This is a genomic window from Klebsiella sp. ME-303 (assembly GCF_007910085.1).
Classification (GTDB): Bacteria; Pseudomonadota; Gammaproteobacteria; order Enterobacterales; family Enterobacteriaceae; genus Klebsiella; species Klebsiella michiganensis.
In genome coordinates this window covers 1-22,113 of sequence record NZ_VOJB01000096.1, presented here as the reverse complement: position 1 = coordinate 22,113, position 22,113 = coordinate 1, and the positions used below count along the sequence as shown (strand labels likewise).

Genomic DNA, 22,113 nt, shown 5'->3' with positions numbered 1-22,113 from the left:
ATTATGAGCGCACAATTTTCGACCCCCGTTGTTTCTTCTATGCAGGTCATTCCGGTCGCGGGCCACGACAGCATGCTGATGAACCTGAGCGGCGCGCACGCCCCGTTCTTCACGCGCAATATTGTGGTGATCAAAGATAATTCCGGCCATACCGGCGTCGGTGAAATCCCCGGCGGAGAGAAAATCCGCACCACCCTGGAGGACGCGATCCCGCTGGTGGTCGGTAAGACGCTGGGTGAATATAAAAACGTGCTGACCGCCGTGCGCAATACTTTCGCCGACCGCGACGCCGGTGGACGCGGTTTGCAGACCTTCGATCTGCGTACCACAATTCACGTAGTGACCGGGATCGAAGCGGCGATGCTTGACCTGCTGGGCCAGCATCTGGGCGTGAACGTGGCGTCTCTGCTGGGCGATGGCCAACAGCGCAGCGAAGTGGAAATGCTCGGCTACCTGTTCTTCGTCGGCAACCGTAAAGCCACGCCGCTGCCGTATCAGAGCCAGCCCGATGACAAATGCGACTGGTATCGCCTGCGTCATGATGAAGCGATGACCCCGGATGCGGTGGTGCGCCTGGCGGAAGCGGCGTATGAGAAATATGGCTTTAATGACTTTAAACTGAAAGGCGGCGTACTGGCCGGGGAAGAGGAAGCGGAGTCCATCGTTGCGCTGGCGAAGCGCTTCCCGCAGGCGCGCGTGACCCTCGATCCGAACGGCGCGTGGTCGCTGGATGAAGCGATCAAAATTGGCAAATACCTGAAAGGCTCTCTGGCCTATGCGGAAGATCCGTGCGGCGCAGAACAGGGCTTCTCCGGACGCGAAGTGATGGCGGAGTTCCGCCGCGCCACCGGCCTGCCGACGGCGACCAATATGATCGCGACCGACTGGCGTCAGATGGGCCACACGCTGTCGCTGCAGTCCGTCGATATCCCGCTGGCGGATCCGCACTTCTGGACCATGCAGGGTTCCGTCCGCGTGGCGCAGATGTGCCACGAGTTTGGCCTGACCTGGGGCTCGCACTCTAACAACCACTTTGATATCTCGCTGGCGATGTTTACCCACGTGGCAGCGGCAGCGCCGGGTAAAATTACCGCCATCGACACCCACTGGATCTGGCAGGAGGGTAACCAGCGTCTGACCAAAGAGCCCTTTGAAATTAAAGGCGGGATGGTACAGGTACCGGCGAAACCGGGTCTGGGCGTGGAGCTCGATATGGATCGGGTGATGAAAGCTCATGAGCTGTACCAGAAACACGGCCTGGGCGCGCGCGATGACGCGATGGGCATGCAGTATTTGATCCCGAACTGGACGTTTGATAACAAGCGTCCGTGCATGGTGCGCTAAAGAAATACCGGTCCCTTCGGGGACCGGTTTCCTGCACGGCGTCGGGTAATCGTTCATTTTAAGGACAGCATATGAAGATAGTGATCGCACCGGATTCATACAAGGAGAGCCTGAGTGCGCTGGATGTCGCAACCGCGATAGAACAAGGTTTTCGGGAAATTTACGCCGATGCGGAGTACGTCAAGCTGCCGGTTGCCGACGGTGGCGAAGGAACCGTTGAAGCCATGGTTGCCGCGACCCAGGGATGCCGGATTGCGGTCACCGTCACCGGTCCGCTCGGTGAACCCGTGGAGGCCTTCTATGGCCTGTCGGGCGATAGGCAGTGCGCGTTTATTGAAATGGCGGCGGCAAGCGGCCTGGAGAGCGTACCGCCGGCGCGGCGAAATCCTTTGCTGACCACTTCATGGGGGACCGGCGAGCTGATTCGCCATGCGCTGGATGCCGGAGTGAGGCAAATTATTATCGGCATCGGCGGCAGCGCGACGAACGACGGCGGCGCCGGGATGGTGCAGGCGCTGGGGGCGAAACTGCTGACCAAAGATAACCAGCAGATTGCCGCCGGCGGACGCGCGCTGGAGAGCCTCGCGCGCATCGACGTTAGCGAACTTGATAAACGCCTGGCCGGCTGTCGTATTGACGTCGCTTGCGATGTTACCAACCCGCTGACGGGACCACAGGGCGCGACGGCGGTATTTGGGCCGCAGAAAGGGGCGACGGCGGAGATGATCCCCTGCCTTGACAACGCGCTGGCCCATTTTGCCGATATTATCCATCGCGATTTAGAACTTGATGTGCTGCATCTTGAAGGCGGCGGCGCGGCGGGGGGAATGGGCGCGGGCCTGTACGCCTTTTGCGGCGCAAAGCTGCGGCCGGGCATTGAGATTGTGACCGATGCGCTCCATCTTGCCGATATCGTGGCGGATGCGGACCTGGTGATCACCGGCGAAGGGCGTATCGATAGCCAGACGGTTCACGGCAAAGTGCCGGTTGGCGTGGCGAGGGTGGCAAAACGCTACAACCTGCCGGTCATCGGCATTGCCGGGAGCCTGACGGCTGACGTCGGCGTCGTGCATCAGCACGGCCTGGATGCGGTATTCAGCGTGATTTATTCCGTTTGCACCCTGGAGCAAGCACTGGAAAATGCCGCCGAAAACGTACGTATGACGGCGAGAAACGTCGCCGCCGTGCTGAAAATGGGCCGGCTATTATAGGTTTTTCCCCGGTCGCGAAGCGCAGACCGGGGCTCGCGTTTTACATCCTCTAAATCCCCAACAGCTTACAGGCTTCGCGCGCGACGTTGTCCATTTCATCCAGCAGCTCCAGAAACTCCGGCTCCATCTCCTCGGCGGCGGTGCCCGCGCGTAGCTGGCTCTCAAGGGTGTGACACAGTTTTTTCAGCCGCGGCACGCCGCTATAGCTACAGCTGCCGTGAAGCTTATGAATGAGATCCAGCAGGCCTTCCGGCTGCTCTCCCACCAGCTGTTCTTCTACCTTGTTACGCACCTCCGGCATAAAGGCGAGCAGCATCTGCAGCATTTCCCGCGCCAGATCTGGTTTCATCGCCGCCTGACGCAGCGCCAGCTGCCAGTCGAGGGTGATGTCATGGTTAACGGGCGGCTCAACAGGCTCCGCGGCGACCTGCGGCGGTAGCGTCTTTCCCGGCTTGTAGCGCAGCAGCAGGCTGTAGAGCTTATCCTCCTCAATGGGTTTCGCCAGATAGTCGTTCATCCCCGCGCTGAGTAATTTCTCTCGCTGCCCTTCCAGGGCGTGGGCGGTCACGGCGATCACCGGCGTTTGCTGCTGATGAGGGAGCTGGTGAATCAGTTCGCAGGCGCGGATCCCATCCATCTCCGGCATCTGAATATCCATCAGAATCAGATCCTGCTGCGTTTCTCTGGCCCGCTCGACGGCGTGCTGGCCGCTGTCGCAGAGGATAACGTGCTGGACTAAATCCTCCAGCAGGGCGCCGATAAGCTTGAGATTCGCCGGATTGTCATCAACGGCCATGACCGTCATCGGAAGCTTCTTACTATCGGAACGCGGCGGCAGAACCGTCGGCTGCGTCTGGCAGGAGGCCGTCAGCGCCGGCAGTAAGCGCGTTGAGGTCAGTGGCTTAAGCAAACAGGCGGCAATGCCGTCCTGACGCAGCGTTTCGGCGCTGACCTGGGCGTGGCACGGCAGGGCCAGCACCAGGTGATCGGCAAGCTTGCTGGCTCTTTCCAGCTTATCGCGATGCTGGCTCAGGTCACGTATTGATACGGGAATGCCGGCCAGCAGGATATCGTAGTGAGCATCCGGTAGGGCGGTCATCGTCGGACTGTAAACCACCTCCAGCGGCGTTGTCGCCAGTAGCTCCATCGTACACTGCGCCGCCGCCGCGTTGGCCTCGATATAGGCCAGCTTTTTACCCGCCAGGCACTGGGTTGGCACGCTGTCGGGAACCGCGTTGGGGTTGAGGTCAAGGCTGATATGGAACCAGAACGTCGAGCCGCGATTAGGCTGGCTATGGAAGGAGATATCGCCGCCCATCTCTTTCACCAGCCGCTGGGTGATGACCAGCCCAAGTCCGGTTCCGCCGTGGCGACGGGAGATGCTGGCGTCGGCCTGGCGGAACGCCTGGAACAGACGCGACTGATCGCGTTCAGGAATCCCGATACCGGTATCGTGGATCTGGACTTCAATTTGTACCCTTGAGTTGCTGATGGCGCGCTGTTCCACCAGCACGTCGATATTGCCGTGTTCGGTAAACTTAATGGCGTTGCCCATCAGGTTGGTAATAATTTGCTGCAGGCGCAGCGGGTCGCCAATGACGTTATCCGGCACATCGTTTTTGATATTCAGCGTCAGCTCCAGCCCCTTATCGTGCGCCGAGTGCGCCAGCAGCGTGACCACCTCGTCCAGCGAAGTGCGCAGCAGGAACGGAATACTCTCCAGAATAAGCTTCCCGGCTTCGAGCTTAGAGAAGTCCAGAACATCGTTAATGATGGCCAGCAGATTATTCGCGGAACGCTCAATGGTCGTCAGGTGATCGCGCTGGGTGGTGTTTAAGTCGGTCTTCAGCGTCAGGCGGGTAAAGCCAATGACGCCGTTGAGCGGGGTGCGCAGTTCATGAGACATATTGGCGAGGAATTCGGATTTGATTCGCGCCGCTTCCTGCGCGCGTTTTTTCGCCAGGTCCAGCTCGACGTTCTGGATTTCCATCTGTTCAAGCGTTTCCCGCAGATCCGATGTCGCCTGATCGACGTTATGCTGCATCTCTTCGTGGTAGGCCGCCAGCGACATGGCCATGGAGTTGATACCGTTTTTCAGCATATCCAGCTCGCCGAGCATAAAGCCTTCGACGCGGCTATCAAGCTGGCCCCGGCGGATGCGGTCAACGGTATTCACCATATTGCGGATCGGCCCGGTCACGTCGCGCATCAGCCGCCAGCCGAAGATCAGCGCAATACCGATACAGAACAGCATCATCACGCTGGAGATAAAGATCTCTTTGTACTGCTGTAGCCGCACCGATTTGAGATCCATCTCAAGCGCCACGTAGCCCAGCATATTGTCCGGCATCTTGGCATCGCTTCCCGGCGATTCATCCGGTGAATAGCTTTCCGAGATAATAGGGGTACGCAAAATCATCAAATCGCCGTGGCGCACCACGCTCAGGCGGCGGGGAAAGGGTTCCCCTTTTGGCAGCTGAAGTTCGCCGGGATCGAGCTGAAAGTTAGAGGTGACAAACAGCCTGTTGTGCGAGTCGTAGATGGAAATGGCGCGCACAATATCGGAGTGGCGGCGGTGCAGCACGCTGATGAGCTGCCCGATTGACTCGCGGTTTTGCAAATTCATGCCATATTCACTGGAGACCGCCAGCGGTTCGATAATACTGGCGCCAGCATCCTCCAGCTGGCGCTGTAGGTCGTTATAGCGGTGTGCGACGAAGAAAATACTGAGCAGCAGACCGATCAGAACGGTAGGCGCCAGAATAAGAATCATCATGCGGGCACGAAGGCTGTAGTTGGTCATGCGGTTCCATTATGGGAGAATATACACATCATCTTTCAGGAGGCTAGTGCGTTGTTACTCTGGCTCATCCTGACCGAACTCTTATCCAGAGTCAGTATATTTAATTGAGACAAATCTCTACGATGGCGCAATTCTACTCTGCAAAACGGCGTGTGACGACGCGCCAGATCATAACCGTTACAGTAAATGACCTTGACCCCTTCGGCCAGGGCGTTGCGCGTCATCAGGGTAAGGCGCTGTTTATCAGCGGTTTATTGCCACAGGAGCAGGCTGACGTTGTTGTGGTCGAAGATAAAAAGCAGTACGCCCGCGCCCAGGTTAAACGCCGTCTTAGCGATAGCCCGCAGCGGCAGGCGCCGCGCTGCCCGCATTTTGGCATCTGCGGCGGGTGCCAGCAGCAGCACGCCAGCATTGAGCTGCAGCAGCAGAGCAAACGCGCCGCGCTCGCGAGGCTGATGAAGCGCGACGTTGATGACATTATAGCCGCTTCGCCGTGGGGCTATCGCCGCCGGGCGCGTCTGAGCTTGAATTATCAGCCAAAGTCCCAACAATTACAGATGGGCTTCCGCAAGGCTAACGCCAGCGAGATCGTCGATGTGGTGCAGTGCCCCGTTTTGGTGCCCACTCTTGGTGCGTTATTGCCTGCGGTACGTGAATGTCTTAGCGAATTGAAATCGGTGCGTCAGCTTGGCCACGTTGAGCTGGTGCAGGCGGATAACGGCCCGCTGATGGTATTGCGCCATACGGCGGCGCTTCCCGCGGCAGATAAAGAAAAGCTGGAACGTTTTTCGCAATCTCACGGTCTTTCCCTGTACCTCGCCCCGCAAAGCGAGATACTGGAACATATTCGCGGGGAAGCCCCCTGGTATACCTCGGACGGTCTACGCTTAGTGTTCAGTCCGCGCGATTTTATCCAGGTGAACGATGGCGTAAACCAGCTGATGGTGCGCACGGCGCTGGAATGGCTGGATATCCAGCCTCAGGATCGCGTGCTGGACCTCTTTTGCGGCATGGGCAACTTTACCCTGCCGCTGGCGAAGCGTGCGGCGCAGGTGGTTGGCGTTGAAGGGGTTCCCGCGCTGGTGGCGAAGGGCCAGGAGAACGCGGCGTTGAACGGGTTGCATAATGTGACTTTCTTCCATGAGAACCTGGAAGAGGACGTTACCCGCCAGGCGTGGGCGAAGCACGGTTTTGATAAGGTCTTGCTCGACCCGGCGCGCGCCGGCGCGGCGGGCGTTATGTTACATATTATAAAATTAGCGCCGCGTCGGGTGGTGTATGTTTCATGTAACCCGGCGACCCTGGCGCGCGATAGCGACGTTTTATTGCAGGCGGGATATACCATTCAACGCCTGGCGATGCTCGATATGTTCCCGCATACCGGACATCTGGAATCAATGGTGTTGTTTGAGCACAAGAATCATTCAAATCGCAGTGAAGCGGCATCCTCAGAAGCAGGTGACTGAGATAAAAGACGAACGCCAGCGTTGGCGCGGTTTGAAGGATGAAGTGTAAAAGTTGAGGCTTGCCGACTTCGGCAGGCGGTCCCTTAAGGAGAGGACAATGGTTGCGGTAAGAAGTGCACATTTAAATAAAGCTGGTGAATTTGACCCGAAGAAATGGATCGCGAGTCTGGGAATTTCCAGCCAGCAGTCGTGTGAACGCTTAGCCGAAACCTGGGATTATTGTCGAGAGAAAACGCAGGGGCATCCGCAGGCCGATCTCCTGCTATGGCGCGGCGTGGAGATGGTGGAAATTCTCTCCATGTTGAGCATGGATATCGATACGCTGCGCGCGGCGATGCTTTTCCCGCTGGCGGACGGCAACGTCGTCAGCGAAGAGATCATGCAGGAGAGCGTCGGGAAATCGGTCGTCACCCTGATCCACGGCGTGCGGGACATGGCCGCGATACGCCAGCTTAAAGCCACCCATACGGATTCGGTCTCCTCTGAACAGGTGGACAACATTCGCCGCATGCTGCTGGCGATGGTCGATGACTTCCGCTGCGTGGTAATTAAAATCGCCGAGCGCATCGCCCATCTGCGTGAAGTGAAAGATGCGCCGGAAGATGAGCGCGTACTGGCGGCAAAAGAGTGTACCAATATTTACGCGCCGCTGGCCAACCGCCTGGGGATCGGCCAGCTGAAGTGGGAGCTCGAAGATTACTGCTTCCGCTATCTGCATCCGGCGGAATATAAGCGAATCGCTAAGCTGTTACACGAGCGGCGCATCGATCGTGAACATTATATTGATGAATTCGTCAGCCATTTACGCACGGAAATGAAAACCGAGGGCGTCAAGGCTGAGGTCTACGGGCGTCCCAAGCATATCTACAGCATCTGGCGCAAAATGCAGAAAAAACATCTCGCCTTCGACGAGCTGTTTGACGTGCGGGCGGTGCGTATTGTCGCCGAGCGCCTGCAGGACTGCTATGCCGCGCTGGGGATCGTGCATACTCATTACCGCCATCTGCCGGATGAGTTCGATGATTACGTCGCCAATCCCAAGCCTAATGGCTACCAGTCAATTCATACCGTCGTGCTTGGCCCCGGCGGAAAAACCATTGAAATTCAGATCCGTACCCGCCAGATGCATGAAGATGCCGAGCTGGGCGTGGCCGCGCACTGGAAGTATAAAGAGGGCGCCAGCGCAGCGGCCAGCGGCGGGCGCGGTTATGAAGATCGCATTGCCTGGCTGCGTAAACTGATCGCCTGGCAGGAAGAGATGGCCGATTCCGGCGAGATGCTGGATGAGGTGCGCAGCCAGGTCTTTGATGACCGGGTTTATGTCTTTACGCCGAAGGGCGACGTGGTGGATTTGCCTTCGGGTTCGACGCCGCTCGATTTTGCCTACCATATACACAGCGATGTCGGCCACCGCTGCATCGGGGCGAAAATCGGCGGGCGTATTGTGCCGTTCACCTATCAGCTGCAGATGGGCGACCAGATTGAAATCATCACCCAGAAGCAGCCCAACCCCAGCCGCGACTGGCTGAACCCGAACCTTGGCTACGTCACCACCAGCCGCGGGCGTTCCAAAATTCACGCCTGGTTCCGCAAGCAGGATCGCGACAAGAATATTCTTGCCGGGCGACAGATCCTTGATGATGAGCTCGAGCATCTGGGCATCAGCCTGAAGGACGCGGAAAAGCATCTGCTGCCGCGCTACAACTTTAATGAGCAGGACGAACTGCTGGCGGCGATTGGCGGGGGCGATATTCGCCTCAACCAGATGGTTAATTTCCTGCAGGCGCAGTTTAATAAACCCAGCGCGGCGGAGCAGGATGCGGCGGCGTTAAAGCAGCTGCAGCAGAAAACCCACGCTCCGCAGAATCGCAGCAAAGACAATGGTCGCGTGGTGGTGGAGGGCGTCGGCAATCTGATGCACCACATTGCGCGCTGCTGCCAGCCGATTCCCGGCGACGAGATCGTGGGCTTTATCACCCAGGGCCGCGGGATCTCGGTGCACCGCGCGGATTGCGATCAGCTCGCGGAGCTACAGTCTCATGCTCCCGAGCGCATCGTTGACGCGGTGTGGGGAGAGAGCTACTCGGCGGGCTACTCGCTGGTGGTGCGCGTCCAGGCCAACGATCGTAGCGGCCTGCTGCGCGACATCACCACCATTCTCGCCAATGAGAAGGTCAACGTGCTGGGCGTTGCCAGCCGCAGCGATACTAAACAGCAGATGGCGACGATCGATATGACCATTGAGATCTACAACCTGCAGGTGCTGGGGCGCGTACTGGCGAAGCTGAATCAGGTACCTGACGTCATCGACGCCCGTCGTCTGCACGGCGGATAAACTCCCACGCTTATGTCAGCCGGGTCAGGCGCTACCGCCACCCGGCATTTTTTTATCAGGACAGACTTATGACTCAAATCGAACGCCTGCTCGGCATTATGCGGCGTCTGCGCGATCCGGAAAACGGCTGCCCGTGGGACAAAGAGCAGACCTTTGCCACCATCGCGCCGTATACCCTTGAAGAAACCTATGAAGTACTCGACGCTATCGCCCGCGAAGATTTTGACGATCTGCGCGGTGAGCTGGGCGACCTGTTGTTCCAGGTCGTCTTCTACGCTCAGATGGCGCAGGAAGAGGGGCGCTTTGATTTTAACGATATCTGCGCCGCCATCAGCGACAAGCTGGAGCGCCGTCATCCGCATATTTTCGGCGAGGCGAGCGCCGGTAGCAGCAGCGAAGTGCTGGCCCGCTGGGAGCAGATCAAAAGCGCTGAGCGAGCGGAAAAGTCCCAGCACTCCGCGCTGGACGACATCCCGCATAGCCTTCCGGCGCTGATGCGCGCGCATAAAATCCAGAAACGCTGCTCGGCGGTAGGCTTTGACTGGACCTCTCTGGGGCCGGTGCTGGATAAAGTGCACGAAGAAATAGATGAAGTGATGCACGAAGCGCAGCAGGCCGTGGTGGATGAAGCTAAACTGGAGGAGGAAGTGGGCGACCTGCTGTTTGCGACGGTCAATTTATCCCGCCATTTAGGGGTAAAAGCCGAAGTTGCGCTGCAAAAAGCCAACCTGAAGTTTGAGCGCAGGTTCCGCGAAGTTGAGCGGATTGTCGCCGCGCGCGGCCTGGAAATGACCGGCGTTGACCTCGATACCATGGAGCGGGTGTGGCAGGAAGTAAAACGCCAGGAAACTGATCTCTAAAGAGTTTTCGTGATCAAGCGCTATTTGTGTGATTTTTTAAATAACAAGCGCTTGATTTACGTCAAAAACATTTCGCCAAAAGCGGCTATTTTCTCACTCCCTGCGTTTGTGTGGGCCTGATGAAAAGGAGGGATAATGAAAGTTTGTGGCGTCAGTCATGATCGGGTATACTGCTTTCCCGTCCTGGTTATTCCATCGTCTTTTAAACCTAACTTCTCAGGTTCAGCATGACAACGAACTATATTTTTGTGACCGGCGGGGTCGTATCCTCTCTGGGTAAAGGCATTGCCGCAGCTTCCCTCGCAGCCATTCTCGAAGCCCGCGGGCTTAACGTGACCATGATGAAACTGGATCCGTACATCAACGTCGATCCGGGCACCATGAGCCCAATCCAACACGGGGAAGTGTTCGTTACTGAAGACGGCGCTGAAACCGATCTGGACCTGGGTCACTACGAGCGTTTCATTCGCACCAAGATGACCCGTCGCAACAACTTCACCACGGGTCGTATTTACTCTGACGTCCTGCGCAAAGAGCGTCGCGGCGACTATCTGGGCGCCACCGTTCAGGTTATTCCGCACATCACCAACGCGATCAAAGAGCGCGTGCTGGCCGGCGGTGAAGGCCATGATGTGGTGCTGGTTGAAATCGGCGGCACCGTTGGTGATATTGAATCGCTGCCGTTCCTTGAAGCGATTCGCCAGCTGGCGGTGGATATCGGTCGTGAAAACGCGCTGTTTATGCACCTGACCCTGGTGCCGTACATGGCCGCCGCGGGTGAAGTCAAAACCAAGCCGACCCAGCACTCCGTTAAAGAACTGCTCTCCATCGGTATTCAGCCTGACATTCTGGTCTGCCGCTCCGATCGCGCTATTCCGGCGAACGAACGTGCCAAAATTGCATTGTTCTGCAATGTGCCGGAAAAAGCCGTTATTTCGATGAAAGATGTCGATTCCATTTATAAAATCCCGGGCCTGTTGAAATCTCAGGGGCTGGACGATTATATTTGTAAACGATTCAGCTTAAACTGTCCGGAAGCGAACCTGGCCGAATGGGAACAGGTTATCTACGAAGAAGCGAACCCGGCAGGTGAAGTCACCATTGGTATGGTCGGCAAGTACATTGAACTGCCGGACGCCTACAAATCGGTGATTGAAGCGCTGAAACACGGCGGTCTGAAAAATCGCGTCACCGTCAACATCAAGCTGATTGATTCGCAGGATGTGGAAACGCGCGGCGTCGAAATTCTGAAGAATTTAGACGCTATCCTGATTCCTGGTGGCTTCGGCTATCGCGGGGTTGAAGGTAAGATTGCCACCGCGCGCTACGCGCGTGAAAACAACATTCCATACCTGGGCATTTGCCTGGGGATGCAGGTTGCGCTGATTGAGTTCGCGCGCAACGTAGCGGGGATGGAAAACGCCAACTCAACGGAATTTGTGCCAGACTGTAAGTACCCGGTCGTGGCCCTGATTACCGAATGGCGTGATGAAGACGGTAATGTCGAAGTCCGCTCTGATAAGAGCGATCTCGGCGGCACGATGCGCCTCGGCGCACAGCAGTGCCAGCTGGCTGAAGATAGCCTGGTGCGCCAGCTGTACGGCGAGCCAACCATTACCGAACGCCATCGTCACCGCTACGAAGTCAACAATATGTTGCTGAAGCCGATTGAAAATGCGGGCCTGCGTATTGCGGGCCGTTCCGGGGATGATCAGTTGGTCGAGATCATCGAGGTGCCTAACCATCCGTGGTTCGTCGCCTGTCAGTTCCATCCGGAGTTTACTTCGACGCCGCGTGATGGCCATCCGCTGTTTGCTGGCTTTGTGAAAGCCGCAGGCGAGTACCAGAAGCGTCAGGCGAAGTAAAAGAGTTAGAACGGCAATGCACCCATCCGGGTGCATTGTTTGTCTGGAGTTTTAGTTTAACTTGTACTGAGGAAAACCTAATGTCCAAAATCGTTAAAGTCATCGGTCGTGAAATCATCGACTCCCGTGGTAACCCGACTGTTGAAGCCGAAGTACACCTGGAAGGTGGTTTCGTCGGTATGGCAGCTGCTCCGTCAGGTGCTTCTACTGGCTCCCGCGAAGCGCTGGAACTGCGCGATGGCGACAAATCCCGTTTCATGGGTAAAGGCGTACTGAAAGCTGTTGCTGCGGTAAACGGCCCGATCGCTCAGGCAATCCTTGGCAAAGATGCCAAAGATCAGGCTGGCATCGACAAAATCATGATCGACCTGGACGGTACTGAAAACAAATCTAACTTCGGTGCGAACGCTATCCTGGCCGTCTCTCTGGCTAACGCCAAAGCTGCCGCTGCTTCTAAAGGTCAGCCGCTGTACGAGCACATCGCTGAGCTGAACGGCACCCCGGGCAAATACTCCATGCCGGTTCCGATGATGAACATCATCAACGGCGGCGAGCACGCTGACAACAACGTCGACATCCAGGAATTTATGATTCAGCCGGTTGGCGCTAAATCCCTGAAAGAAGCCGTACGTATGGGTTCTGAAGTGTTCCACAACCTGGCTAAAGTTCTGAAAGCTAAAGGTATGAACACCGCTGTTGGTGACGAAGGCGGCTACGCGCCGAACCTGGGCTCCAACGCTGAAGCGCTGGCTGTTATCGCTGAAGCGGTTAAAGCTGCTGGCTACGAGCTGGGCAAAGACATCACTCTGGCGATGGACTGCGCGGCTTCTGAATTCTACAAAGACGGTAAATACGTTCTGGCCGGCGAAGGCAACAAAGCGTTCACCTCTGAAGAATTCACCCACTTCCTGGAAGAGCTGACCAAACAGTACCCGATCGTCTCCATCGAAGATGGCCTGGACGAATCTGACTGGGACGGTTTCGCATACCAGACTAAAGTACTGGGCGACAAAATCCAGCTGGTTGGTGACGATCTGTTCGTAACCAACACCAAGATCCTGAAAGAAGGCATCGAGAAAGGCATCGTTAACTCCATCCTGATCAAATTCAACCAGATCGGTTCTCTGACCGAAACTCTGGCTGCGATCAAAATGGCGAAAGACGCTGGCTACACTGCCGTTATCTCTCACCGTTCTGGCGAAACTGAAGACGCGACCATCGCTGACCTGGCTGTGGGTACCGCTGCAGGCCAGATCAAAACTGGTTCTATGAGCCGTTCTGACCGCGTTGCTAAATACAACCAGCTGATTCGTATCGAAGAAGCGCTGGGCGAAAAAGCACCGTACAACGGTCGTAAAGAGATCAAAGGTCAGGCATAAGCCTGTCTTTATCTGATATGAAAAAGCCAGCCTTCGGGCTGGCTTTTTTTATACCTGCAAAAGCGGCTACTTAAAATCTACCGCCATTTGCTGCGGGATAGAAAGCCCGCGCGTGGTCTGTACGCAGCGGTCAATGTAATCGGTAAAGCGCGGCGGTTTTGGCATACCCATGCTGAGCAGCTTGTCGTTGCTGAATCGTACGTTAAGCGTGGCGAAGGCGCCGTACAGGCGCATGGCTTTTAGCATCAGCCGTTCGTTGCAGGGGCCAAAAATAGCCTTCAGTTCACGGCGCATTTTGACCAGCGTTTCATAGCTGACCTGCGCGTATTTATCGCCGACCGGCGCCTGCTCGAGGGCGGAGGCCATCGCGTTATCGATATCCGCAAACCTTACGCTGTTTTCCTCTCCCGCGGAAATATGCACCACCTCTCCGCGCGCCAGCGGGCTGGTAAGCAGCATCAGCAGCGCATCGGCGCAGTAATCGACGGGGATTACATCGATGCGGTCTTCCATCGAACACATAAATTTTTGCAGCATCAGCCCCATGCTGAACACCCAGAAGATGCTGCTGGAGGGCTGACAGCCGTGATGAGTGTGGCCAACAACAATAGAGGGACGGGCGATCGCCAGCGGTAGCGTTGGGCACTCCTGCCGCATGAGACGCTCAATTGTTGATTTAGAGTGGGTGTATTCGACCAGATGCTCGGCGCGTTCACGAAACGTCGTGCTTTCCGCTACCAGCGAATCGGGGTCTGGCGAGCAGGACATCGCGGTGCCCACGTGCAGAAAGCGCTCAAGGCCGCTGACCTGAGCCATCCGCCGGGCAAACTGCAGCGTACCTTCGACGTTGACCTTCCAGATAAGCGGATTGTTACCAAATGAGGCGACGGCGGCGCAGTTGAGCACGTGGGTCAGCTGATTCAGGCGCGGGTCGTCGAGAAAGGGCTGCGGATTGGCCAGATCCCCCAGCAGAATGTTGCCGGGCGTCAGGACCGTTAATCTCTCTTCGCTAATATTGAATTTTCGCAGGTTTTCCTTTACCCGTTCTACGGCAGCTACACTATTATCTGCACGAACTAGCAGTAATAGATTAGGCGCATTCTTTTTATTCAGAATGCTTTCTAACACTGCTCCACCGAGAAAACCGGTCGCGCCAGTAATTAATAATGTATTCATGAATGCAGTCTCATTATGGTTGGTTGACTGGATTCTAGGCGCGGAAAATTAAACGGATATTAAATGGAAAATGAACATAAGGTGCGGTTTATTAAGGTTATTTTAAGATGATTTAGCGTCGTGGATCGAATTTGACCCTAAGCTATGACAATAAATTCATTATTTCGTGTATCCATTTGTACATCGTTGAAATTTATTATTTTTAAGTTTGTTATTTTATTTTTTGCTTTCAAGATTATACATGTTTTGTTACACCAAAAATTTTAGCCGTACCGCTTAATAGTCGCCTGATGATTATCAGACTAATTAAATCAGCCGGTGCGGGATAATGGAATCGGCCAGCTGCCGGAGGTTTATCATTAAGGTTTAGGTTCTACCCACCACGCGGCGCAGCGCGGGACAAGATCTGCGCGGGCAAATCTGCGATAATGCGCGCTCACAACCCTAAGCAGAGATGATTATGCAGTACCCGATTAACGAGATGTTCCAGACCTTGCAAGGCGAAGGTTACTTCACCGGCGTTCCCGCCATTTTTATTCGTTTACAGGGATGCCCGGTTGGTTGCGCCTGGTGCGATACCAAACATACCTGGGATAAGCTTGCCGATCGGGAAGTGTCGCTGTTCAGCATTCTGGCAAAAACCAAAGAGAGCGATAAATGGGGCCCGGCGAGCAGCGAAGATCTGCTGGCTATCATCGGGCGTCAGGGCTGGACGGCCCGCCACGTGGTCATTACCGGCGGCGAGCCCTGCATTCATGATTTAACGCCGTTAACCTCTTTACTGGAGCAAAACGGATTTAGCTGCCAGATTGAAACCAGCGGCACCCATGAAGTGCGCTGCACGCCGCATACCTGGGTGACGGTGTCGCCAAAGGTAAACATGCGCGGCGGCTATGACGTACTCTCTCAGGCGCTACAGCGGGCTGATGAAATTAAACATCCGGTTGGACGCGTGCGCGATATCGAAGCGCTGGATGAGCTGCTGGCAACGCTGGCCGATGAAAAGCCGCGTATCATCGCGCTTCAGCCGATTAGCCAGAAAGATGACGCGACGCGCCTGTGCATCGAAACCTGTATCGCCCGCAACTGGCGCTTGTCGATGCAGACGCACAAGTACCTCAATATCGCGTGATATAAAAAAAACCTGATAGCGCAGGGCTATCAGGGGCTTATTCAGCTAAAGGCACTATCACTCGCCGCGATAAACGCAGCCCGCGGTGCAGGTTTCTTTGATCATCACCGCGCTCAGCAGCGGTACCCGCGGTTTCATCTGCTCCCAGATCCATTTTGCCAGCACTTCGCTGGTCGGATTGGACAGCCCGGGAATATCGTTCAGATAGTAATGGTCGAGGCGATCGTAGATGGGTTTAAACGCGGCCTTCAGCTCGGCAAAGTCCATGATCCACCCGGTATGGGGATCGACTTCACCGGTAATCTCCAGGCGCACCATAAAAGAGTGGCCGTGCAGGCGACCGCACTTATGACCTTCCGGCACGTGCGGCAGGTGGTGAGCGGCTTCAAAGGTGAAATCTTTAAACAGCGTGGTGGACATCTTTTCTTCTCAATATGGCAAAAAACCGCCGTAGGGTACCGGAAAGCACATTTTTTCGCATTAACTAAAACGGCCCTGAGCGGAAAATAGCCACATTCATCCAGCCTGTTCAAATTAATTGCCTATATTTCATGGGCTTATTTAATCGATTTTGTTGTTAATAACTATAACTAAAACAGGTTAGTCCATTTGGTTATTTGTTATTTCCATCCTTTATTTAGTTGTTACTATTTGCACCGTTAACCTACTCACTCGTCATACTTCGAGCCGCATGTGCGTTGGCAATAACTCGGCCCAGCCTTGGGCTTTGCCCTGATGGGCGCTGTGTCGCTGCCTGCAACTCGAATTATTTAGAGTAAATACATTATCTTCTGTTTATCACGCTGACAGGGCGTGAATCACAGCTTTGCTTACTGGAACATAACAACGCATGACGACACAGGCCCCACCTTCCAATTTGCTACCGCTGAGTCCGGAGCAAATGGCGCGCCTTCAGGCGGCCACGACTGACTTCACGCCCACCCAGCTGGCCTGGGTTTCCGGCTATTTTTGGGGGGTGCTGAACCAGCAGCCCGGCGCGGCGGTTGTTGCACCAGCCCAGGCGGCTGAAGTACCGTCTATTACCCTGATTTCGGCATCGCAAACCGGCAACGCCCGCCGCGTCGCTGAAGCGCTGCGCGACGATCTGCAGGCCGCGCAGCTGAACGTGAAGCTGGTCAACGCAGGCGACTATAAATTCAAACAAATTGCCTCCGAAAAGCTGCTGGTCGTGGTGACGTCAACGCAGGGTGAAGGTGAGCCGCCGGAAGAAGCCGTCGCGCTGCATAAGTTCCTGTTCTCGAAGAAGGCGCCGAAGCTGACCGATACCGCATTTGCCGTGTTTGGCCTCGGCGATACCTCCTATGAATTCTTCTGCCAGTCCGGCAAAGATTTTGATAATAAGCTGGCCGAGCTGGGCGGCGAACGCCTGCTCGACCGGGTTGATGCTGATGTAGAGTATCAGGCCGCCGCCGCCGAATGGCGCGCTCGGGTGGTTGAGGTGCTGAAAGCGCGCGCCCCTGCCGCCGCCCCGTCTCAGCTGGTAACCAGCGGGGCGGTGAACGAGATCCACACCAGCCCGTATACCAAAGAAGCGCCGCTGACCGCGACGCTGGCGGTGAATCAAAAAATTACCGGTCGCGATTCTGAAAAAGATGTGCGCCATATTGAAATCGACCTCGGCGACTCCGGCCTGCGCTATCAGCCGGGCGATGCGCTGGGCGTCTGGTACCAGAACGATCCGGCTCTGGTGAAAGAGCTGGTAGAGCTGCTGTGGCTGACGGGCGAGGAGCCGGTCACGGTTGACGGCAAAACGCTGCCGCTCGCCGAAGCGCTGGAGTGGCACTTTGAGCTGACGGTCAACACCGGTAACATCGTGGAAAATTATGCCACCTTAACCCGCAGCGAATCCCTGCTGCCGCTGGTGGGCGATAAGGCACAGCTCCAGCATTACGCCGCGACCACGCCGATTGTCGATATGGTGCGTTTCTCCCCGGCGCAGCTGGATGCCCAGGCGCTGGTCGACCTGCTGCGCCCGCTGACGCCGCGACTGTACTCGATCGCTTCTTCGCAGGCGGAAGTGGAAAGCGAAGTCCACGTCACCGTTGGCGTGGTGCGTTATGACATCGAAGGCCGCGCTCGGGCCGGCGGCGCTTCCAGCTTCCTGGCTGACCGCGTCGAAGAAGATGGCGAAGTGCGCATCTTTATCGAGCATAACGATAACTTCCGTCTTCCTGCCAACCCGCAGACGCCGGTGATCATGATTGGCCCCGGCACCGGCATCGCGCCGTTCCGCGCTTTTATGCAGCAGCGCGCGGCGGAAGGCGCGGAAGGGAAGAACTGGCTGTTCTTCGGCAACCCGCACTTTACCGAAGATTTCCTTTATCAGGTGGAGTGGCAAAGCTACGTCAAAGAAGGCGTGCTGAGCCGCATCGACCTGGCCTGGTCCCGCGATCAACAACAAAAAGTCTACGTTCAGGACAAGCTGCGCGAGCAGGGGGCCGAACTGTGGCGCTGGATTAACGACGGCGCCCATATTTATGTCTGCGGCGATGCCAATCGTATGGCAAAAGACGTTGAGCAGACGTTGCTGGAAGTGATTGCCGAATACGGCGCGATGGACGCCGAAGCGGCGGACGAATTTTTAAGTGAGCTGCGCGTTGAGCGCCGTTATCAGCGAGATGTCTACTAATGAGCGAAAAACATCCAGGCCCGCTGGTGGTCGAAGGTAAACTGACTGACGCCGAGCGCATGAAGCTCGAAAGCAACTACCTGCGCGGCACCATTGCGGAAGATTTGAACGACGGCCTGACCGGCGGTTTTAAAGGCGATAACTTTCTGCTGATCCGTTTTCACGGTATGTACCAGCAGGATGACCGCGATATCCGCGCCGAGCGCGCGGCGCAGAAGCTGGAGCCGCGTCACGCGATGCTGCTGCGCTGCCGCCTGCCGGGCGGGGTGATCACCACCAAACAGTGGCAGGCGATCGATAAATTCGCCGCCGATAACACCATCTACGGCAGTATCCGTCTGACCAACCGTCAGACCTTCCAGTTCCACGGCATTCTGAAGAAGAACGTCAAGCCGGTGCACCAGATGCTGCATTCGGTCGGGCTGGACGCGTTGGCCACCGCCAACGATATGAACCGTAACGTGCTGTGTACCTCTAACCCGTACGAGTCCCAGCTGCATACTGAAGCCTACGAATGGGCGAAGAAGATCTCCGAGCACCTGCTGCCGCGCACGCGCGCCTACGCCGAGATCTGGCTGGATCAGAAGAAAGTCGCCACCACCGATGAAGAGCCGATCCTCGGTCAGACCTATCTGCCGCGTAAGTTCAAAACGACCGTGGTGATCCCGCCGCAGAACGATATCGATCTGCACGCGAACGATATGAACTTCGTGGCCATCGCCGAAAACGGCAAGCTGGTCGGCTTCAACCTGCTGGTCGGCGGCGGTTTATCGATTGAGCACGGGAATAAGAAAACCTACGCCCGTACGGCGAGCGAGTTTGGCTATCTGCCGCTGGAGCACACTCTGGCGGTGGCGGAAGCGGTGGTCACGACCCAGCGCGACTGGGGTAACCGTACCGATCGTAAAAATGCGAAAACCAAATACACCCTCGAACGCGTTGGCGTTGAGACCTTTAAGGCGGAAGTGGAACGTCGGGCGGGCATCAAGTTTGAGCCGATCCGTCCGTACGAATTCACCGGCCGCGGCGATCGTATCGGCTGGGTGAAGGGTATCGACAATAACTGGCATCTGACGCTGTTTATTGAAAATGGTCGTATCCTTGATTATCCGGGTCGCCCGCTGAAAACCGGCCTGCTGAAGATTGCGAAGATCCACAAAGGCGAATTCCGCATTACGGCGAACCAGAACCTGATTATTGCCAGCGTACCGGAAGATCAGAAGGCGAAGATCGAGAAGCTGGCCCGCGATCACGGCCTGATGAATGCCGTCACGCCGCAGCGCGAAAACTCTATGGCCTGCGTGTCGTTCCCGACCTGCCCGCTGGCGATGGCGGAAGCCGAGCGTTTCCTCCCGTCGTTTATCGATAAAGTCGAGGCGCTGATGAGCAAACATGGCGTTGGCGACGAGCATATCGTTACCCGCGTTACCGGCTGCCCGAACGGCTGCGGCCGCGCGATGCTGGCGGAAGTGGGGCTGGTCGGTAAAGCGCCGGGCCGCTATAACCTGCACCTTGGCGGCAACCGCAGCGGGACGCGTATTCCGCGTATGTATCGGGAAAACATTACCGAGTCGGAAATTCTCGATTCGATCGACGAACTGGTAGGGCGCTGGGCGAAAGAGCGCGAAGCGGGTGAAGGCTTCGGCGACTTTACGGTGCGTGCGGGCATCATTCGCCCGGTGCTCGACCCAGCCCGTGATTTCTGGGAATAACATCCAGGTGCCCGGTGGCGAGCAGCGATCCGGGCCTGTGGGTTTTGTAGGCCGGGCAAACGCAGTACCGCCCGGCGAAACAGGCAAGCGAGGTTCTTATGTCCGTACTCGATCTAAACGCGCTGAACGCATTACCGAAGGTCGATCGTGTTTTGCAACTGGCGGAAACCAATAGCCAGCTGGAAAAGCTGAGCGCGGAAGCGCGCGTCGCGTGGGCGCTGGAAAACCTGCCAGGCGAATATGTGCTCTCTTCGAGCTTTGGTATTCAGGCGGCGGTGAGCCTGCATCTGGTCAATCAGGTGCGCCCGGATATTCCGGTCATTCTGACCGATACCGGCTATCTGTTCCCGGAAACCTACCAGTTTATCGACGAGTTAACGGACAAACTCAATCTGAACCTGAAGATCTATCGGGCGAAGGAGAGCGCCGCCTGGCAGGAGGCGCGCTACGGTAAGCTGTGGGAGCAGGGCGTTGAGGGTATTGAAAAGTACAATGATATTAACAAAGTTGAGCCGATGAACCGGGCGCTGGAAGAGCTGAATGCGCAAACCTGGTTTGCGGGCCTGCGCCGCGAGCAGTCCGGCAGCCGCGCCCACCTGCCGGTGCTGGCGATCCAGCGCGGCGTGTTTAAGGTGCTGCCGATCATCGACTGGGATAATCGTACCGTCTATCAGTATCTGCAAAAGCACGGCCTGAAGTATCACCCGCTGTGGGATCAGGGCTATTTGTCGGTGGGGGATACCCACACCACCCGGAAATGGGAGCCGGGGATGGCGGAGGAAGAAACGCGCTTCTTTGGCCTGAAAAGAGAGTGCGGGCTGCACGAAGGCTAAGATGAGTCCCGGCGCTGCCGGGATTTTTTCCTGAATTGTTAATTAATGATTTGATGTCTTTATAATTATTAATAATTGATATTTGTTATCAATTTCATCGCAAAGATAAAATATTTTTGATGTAAATCATTTCTCTTATTTTGCAGTGTGAACATACTTGAATAAATACGCCTGCTAAATGGAATAATAGAGATAATGTTCAATTATTGGGGTAAATCCCGCCGTGGAGAGGATGATGGCGGTGATGATTATCACTTGCTGTGCTGGCATTCTCTGGATGTTGCAGCCGTTGGCTATTGGATGGTGCAGCATAATATCCATGGCATTAATGATTATCTTAACAAACTGGGGCTTCATCATAGAGTTCAGGCGGCACAATTTTTTGCATGGCTATTATGCTGGCATGATATTGGAAAGTTTGCCCACTCTTTTCAGCAGCTTTATCGTCATGAAGAGTTAAATGCGCAGGACGAATATATAAAATATTATGAAGCCATCCCGCATGCGACCCTGGGGTATTGGCTCTGGAAAGATTATTTAAGCGAGTGCGCGGAACTTTTCCCCGAATCCCCTCTTTCTGCTCGGAAGTTAAAGCGCGTCATTGCGCTTTGGATGCCCCTTACGACAGGACATCATGGGCGACCGCCTTCTTCAGTAACAGAACTAAAAAATTTTCGTCAGCAGGATAAAGAAGCGGCCCGTGATTTTCTTACCAGGGTTAAATCATTATTTCCACTGATTGAGATTCCTGATTTTTGGGATGATGATAACGGTATTGCGCTTTTTAAACATCTCTCATGGTTTATTTCCGCTGCGATAGTACTGGCTGACTGGGTTGGTTCTTCAACCCAATATTTCCCCCGAATTACAAAATCGATGGAGGTCGATGAATACTGGCAACAACATGCGCTGGTTAAAGCGAAAGTAGCCGTGACCGTTTTCCCGCCTTCCCCTGACGTTGCCTCTTTTAGCGGAATAACGGCGTTATTTCCCTTTATTCAACAGCCAACCCCATTACAGCAAAAAGCGCTTGAGCTGGATATTGATAAACAAGGTCCGCAATTATTTATTCTTGAAGATGTGACTGGTGCTGGAAAAACAGAGGCTGCGCTTATTTTGACACATCGCCTGATGGCTACGGGAAAGGCGCAGGGGCTCTATTTTGGTCTGCCGACGATGGCGACGGCGAATGCCATGTTCGATCGTATGTCGGAGAGCTGGCTGGCGTTGTATCAACCCGGTTCACGGCCAAGCCTGGTGCTGGCGCATAGCGCACGTGGATTAATGGATCGCTTCAATCAGTCTTTGTGGTCGGGAGATTTATCGGGTTCAGAAGAACCCGATGAG

At 55.8% G+C, this 22,113-nt stretch carries 15 protein-coding genes; 12 read left to right on the top strand and 3 right to left on the bottom strand.

Translation table 11 applies throughout. The features are described from left to right. The first annotated feature begins 3 nt into the window (after window positions 1–3). Together gudD and FQK12_RS23340 are read left to right on the top strand one after the other, a co-directional pair. Complete coding sequence (gene gudD, locus FQK12_RS23345) at window positions 4–1,344, top strand: glucarate dehydratase (RefSeq protein WP_014226600.1); 1,341 nt, start codon at window positions 4–6, stop codon at window positions 1,342–1,344. Window positions 1,345–1,415: 71 nt separating this feature from the next. Beyond that, window positions 1,416–2,555 carry a glycerate kinase gene (locus tag FQK12_RS23340; protein WP_014226599.1) on the top strand — a complete coding sequence of 380 codons (1,140 nt, stop codon included), beginning with the start codon at window positions 1,416–1,418 and terminating at the stop codon, window positions 2,553–2,555. Window positions 2,556–2,604: 49 nt separating this feature from the next. Here the strand turns inward: FQK12_RS23340 and barA are convergent, their stop codons facing one another. Continuing rightward, window positions 2,605–5,358: a two-component sensor histidine kinase BarA gene (gene barA / locus FQK12_RS23335; protein WP_014226598.1), complete on the bottom strand. Its 2,754-nt coding sequence runs from the start codon at window positions 5,356–5,358 to the stop codon at window positions 2,605–2,607. Between the two features lie 122 nt (window positions 5,359–5,480). Between barA and rlmD the strand changes: the two genes are divergently transcribed. The 5 genes from rlmD to eno all read left to right on the top strand — a co-directional run bounded on the left by rlmD (window position 5,481) and on the right by eno (window position 13,263). Continuing rightward, complete coding sequence (gene rlmD, locus FQK12_RS23330; protein ID WP_014226597.1) at window positions 5,481–6,824, top strand: 23S rRNA (uracil(1939)-C(5))-methyltransferase RlmD; 1,344 nt, start codon at window positions 5,481–5,483, stop codon at window positions 6,822–6,824. 97 nt (window positions 6,825–6,921) lie between these two features. Beyond that, complete coding sequence (gene relA / locus FQK12_RS23325; RefSeq protein WP_004853643.1) at window positions 6,922–9,159, top strand: GTP diphosphokinase; 2,238 nt, start codon at window positions 6,922–6,924, stop codon at window positions 9,157–9,159. 68 nt (window positions 9,160–9,227) lie between these two features. Continuing rightward, the gene (gene mazG, locus FQK12_RS23320; RefSeq protein ID WP_014226596.1) at window positions 9,228–10,019 is read left to right on the top strand and encodes a nucleoside triphosphate pyrophosphohydrolase; all 792 of its coding nucleotides are present in this window, start codon (window positions 9,228–9,230) and stop codon (window positions 10,017–10,019) included. A 227-nt stretch (window positions 10,020–10,246) separates the two neighbouring features. Continuing rightward, window positions 10,247–11,884 (top strand): glutamine hydrolyzing CTP synthase, encoded by a 1,638-nt coding sequence (pyrG, locus tag FQK12_RS23315; protein WP_004105009.1) that lies wholly within the window; start codon window positions 10,247–10,249, stop codon window positions 11,882–11,884. A gap of 80 nt (window positions 11,885–11,964) precedes the next feature. Further along, window positions 11,965–13,263 (top strand): phosphopyruvate hydratase, encoded by a 1,299-nt coding sequence (gene eno / locus FQK12_RS23310; protein WP_004105008.1) that lies wholly within the window; start codon window positions 11,965–11,967, stop codon window positions 13,261–13,263. Window positions 13,264–13,329: 66 nt separating this feature from the next. On the opposite strand, the gene FQK12_RS23305 is transcribed toward eno, so the two are convergent. Beyond that, complete coding sequence (locus FQK12_RS23305; protein WP_014226595.1) at window positions 13,330–14,439, bottom strand: SDR family oxidoreductase; 1,110 nt, start codon at window positions 14,437–14,439, stop codon at window positions 13,330–13,332. 460 nt (window positions 14,440–14,899) lie between these two features. On the opposite strand from FQK12_RS23305, the gene queE reads away from it, so the two are divergent. Next, window positions 14,900–15,571: a 7-carboxy-7-deazaguanine synthase QueE gene (queE, locus tag FQK12_RS23300; protein ID WP_004124321.1), complete on the top strand. Its 672-nt coding sequence runs from the start codon at window positions 14,900–14,902 to the stop codon at window positions 15,569–15,571. 57 nt (window positions 15,572–15,628) lie between these two features. Here queE and queD read toward each other — a convergent pair whose 3' ends face one another. After that, window positions 15,629–15,991, bottom strand: coding sequence for a 6-carboxytetrahydropterin synthase QueD (queD, locus tag FQK12_RS23295; protein ID WP_004853637.1), 363 nt, complete (start codon window positions 15,989–15,991; stop codon window positions 15,629–15,631). Between the two features lie 430 nt (window positions 15,992–16,421). Here queD and cysJ point away from each other — a divergent pair, with 430 nt between their 5' ends. The 4 genes from cysJ to FQK12_RS23270 all read left to right on the top strand — a co-directional run. Beyond that, window positions 16,422–18,221, top strand: a complete 1,800-nt coding sequence (cysJ, locus tag FQK12_RS23290) for an NADPH-dependent assimilatory sulfite reductase flavoprotein subunit (protein WP_014226594.1) — start codon at window positions 16,422–16,424, stop codon at window positions 18,219–18,221. Then, a complete protein-coding gene (gene cysI, locus FQK12_RS23285; RefSeq protein ID WP_014226593.1) occupies window positions 18,221–19,933 on the top strand; it encodes an assimilatory sulfite reductase (NADPH) hemoprotein subunit in 1,713 nt (570 codons plus the stop codon). The genes cysJ and cysI overlap by 1 nt, the downstream gene beginning before the upstream one ends. A 98-nt stretch (window positions 19,934–20,031) precedes the next feature. Next, window positions 20,032–20,766: a phosphoadenosine phosphosulfate reductase gene (cysH, locus tag FQK12_RS23275; RefSeq protein WP_014226592.1), complete on the top strand. Its 735-nt coding sequence runs from the start codon at window positions 20,032–20,034 to the stop codon at window positions 20,764–20,766. Window positions 20,767–20,961: 195 nt separating this feature from the next. Further along, window positions 20,962–22,113, top strand: a 1,152-nt coding sequence (locus FQK12_RS23270) for a CRISPR-associated endonuclease Cas3'' (protein ID WP_146295775.1), incomplete at its 3' end; no start/stop codon positions are given.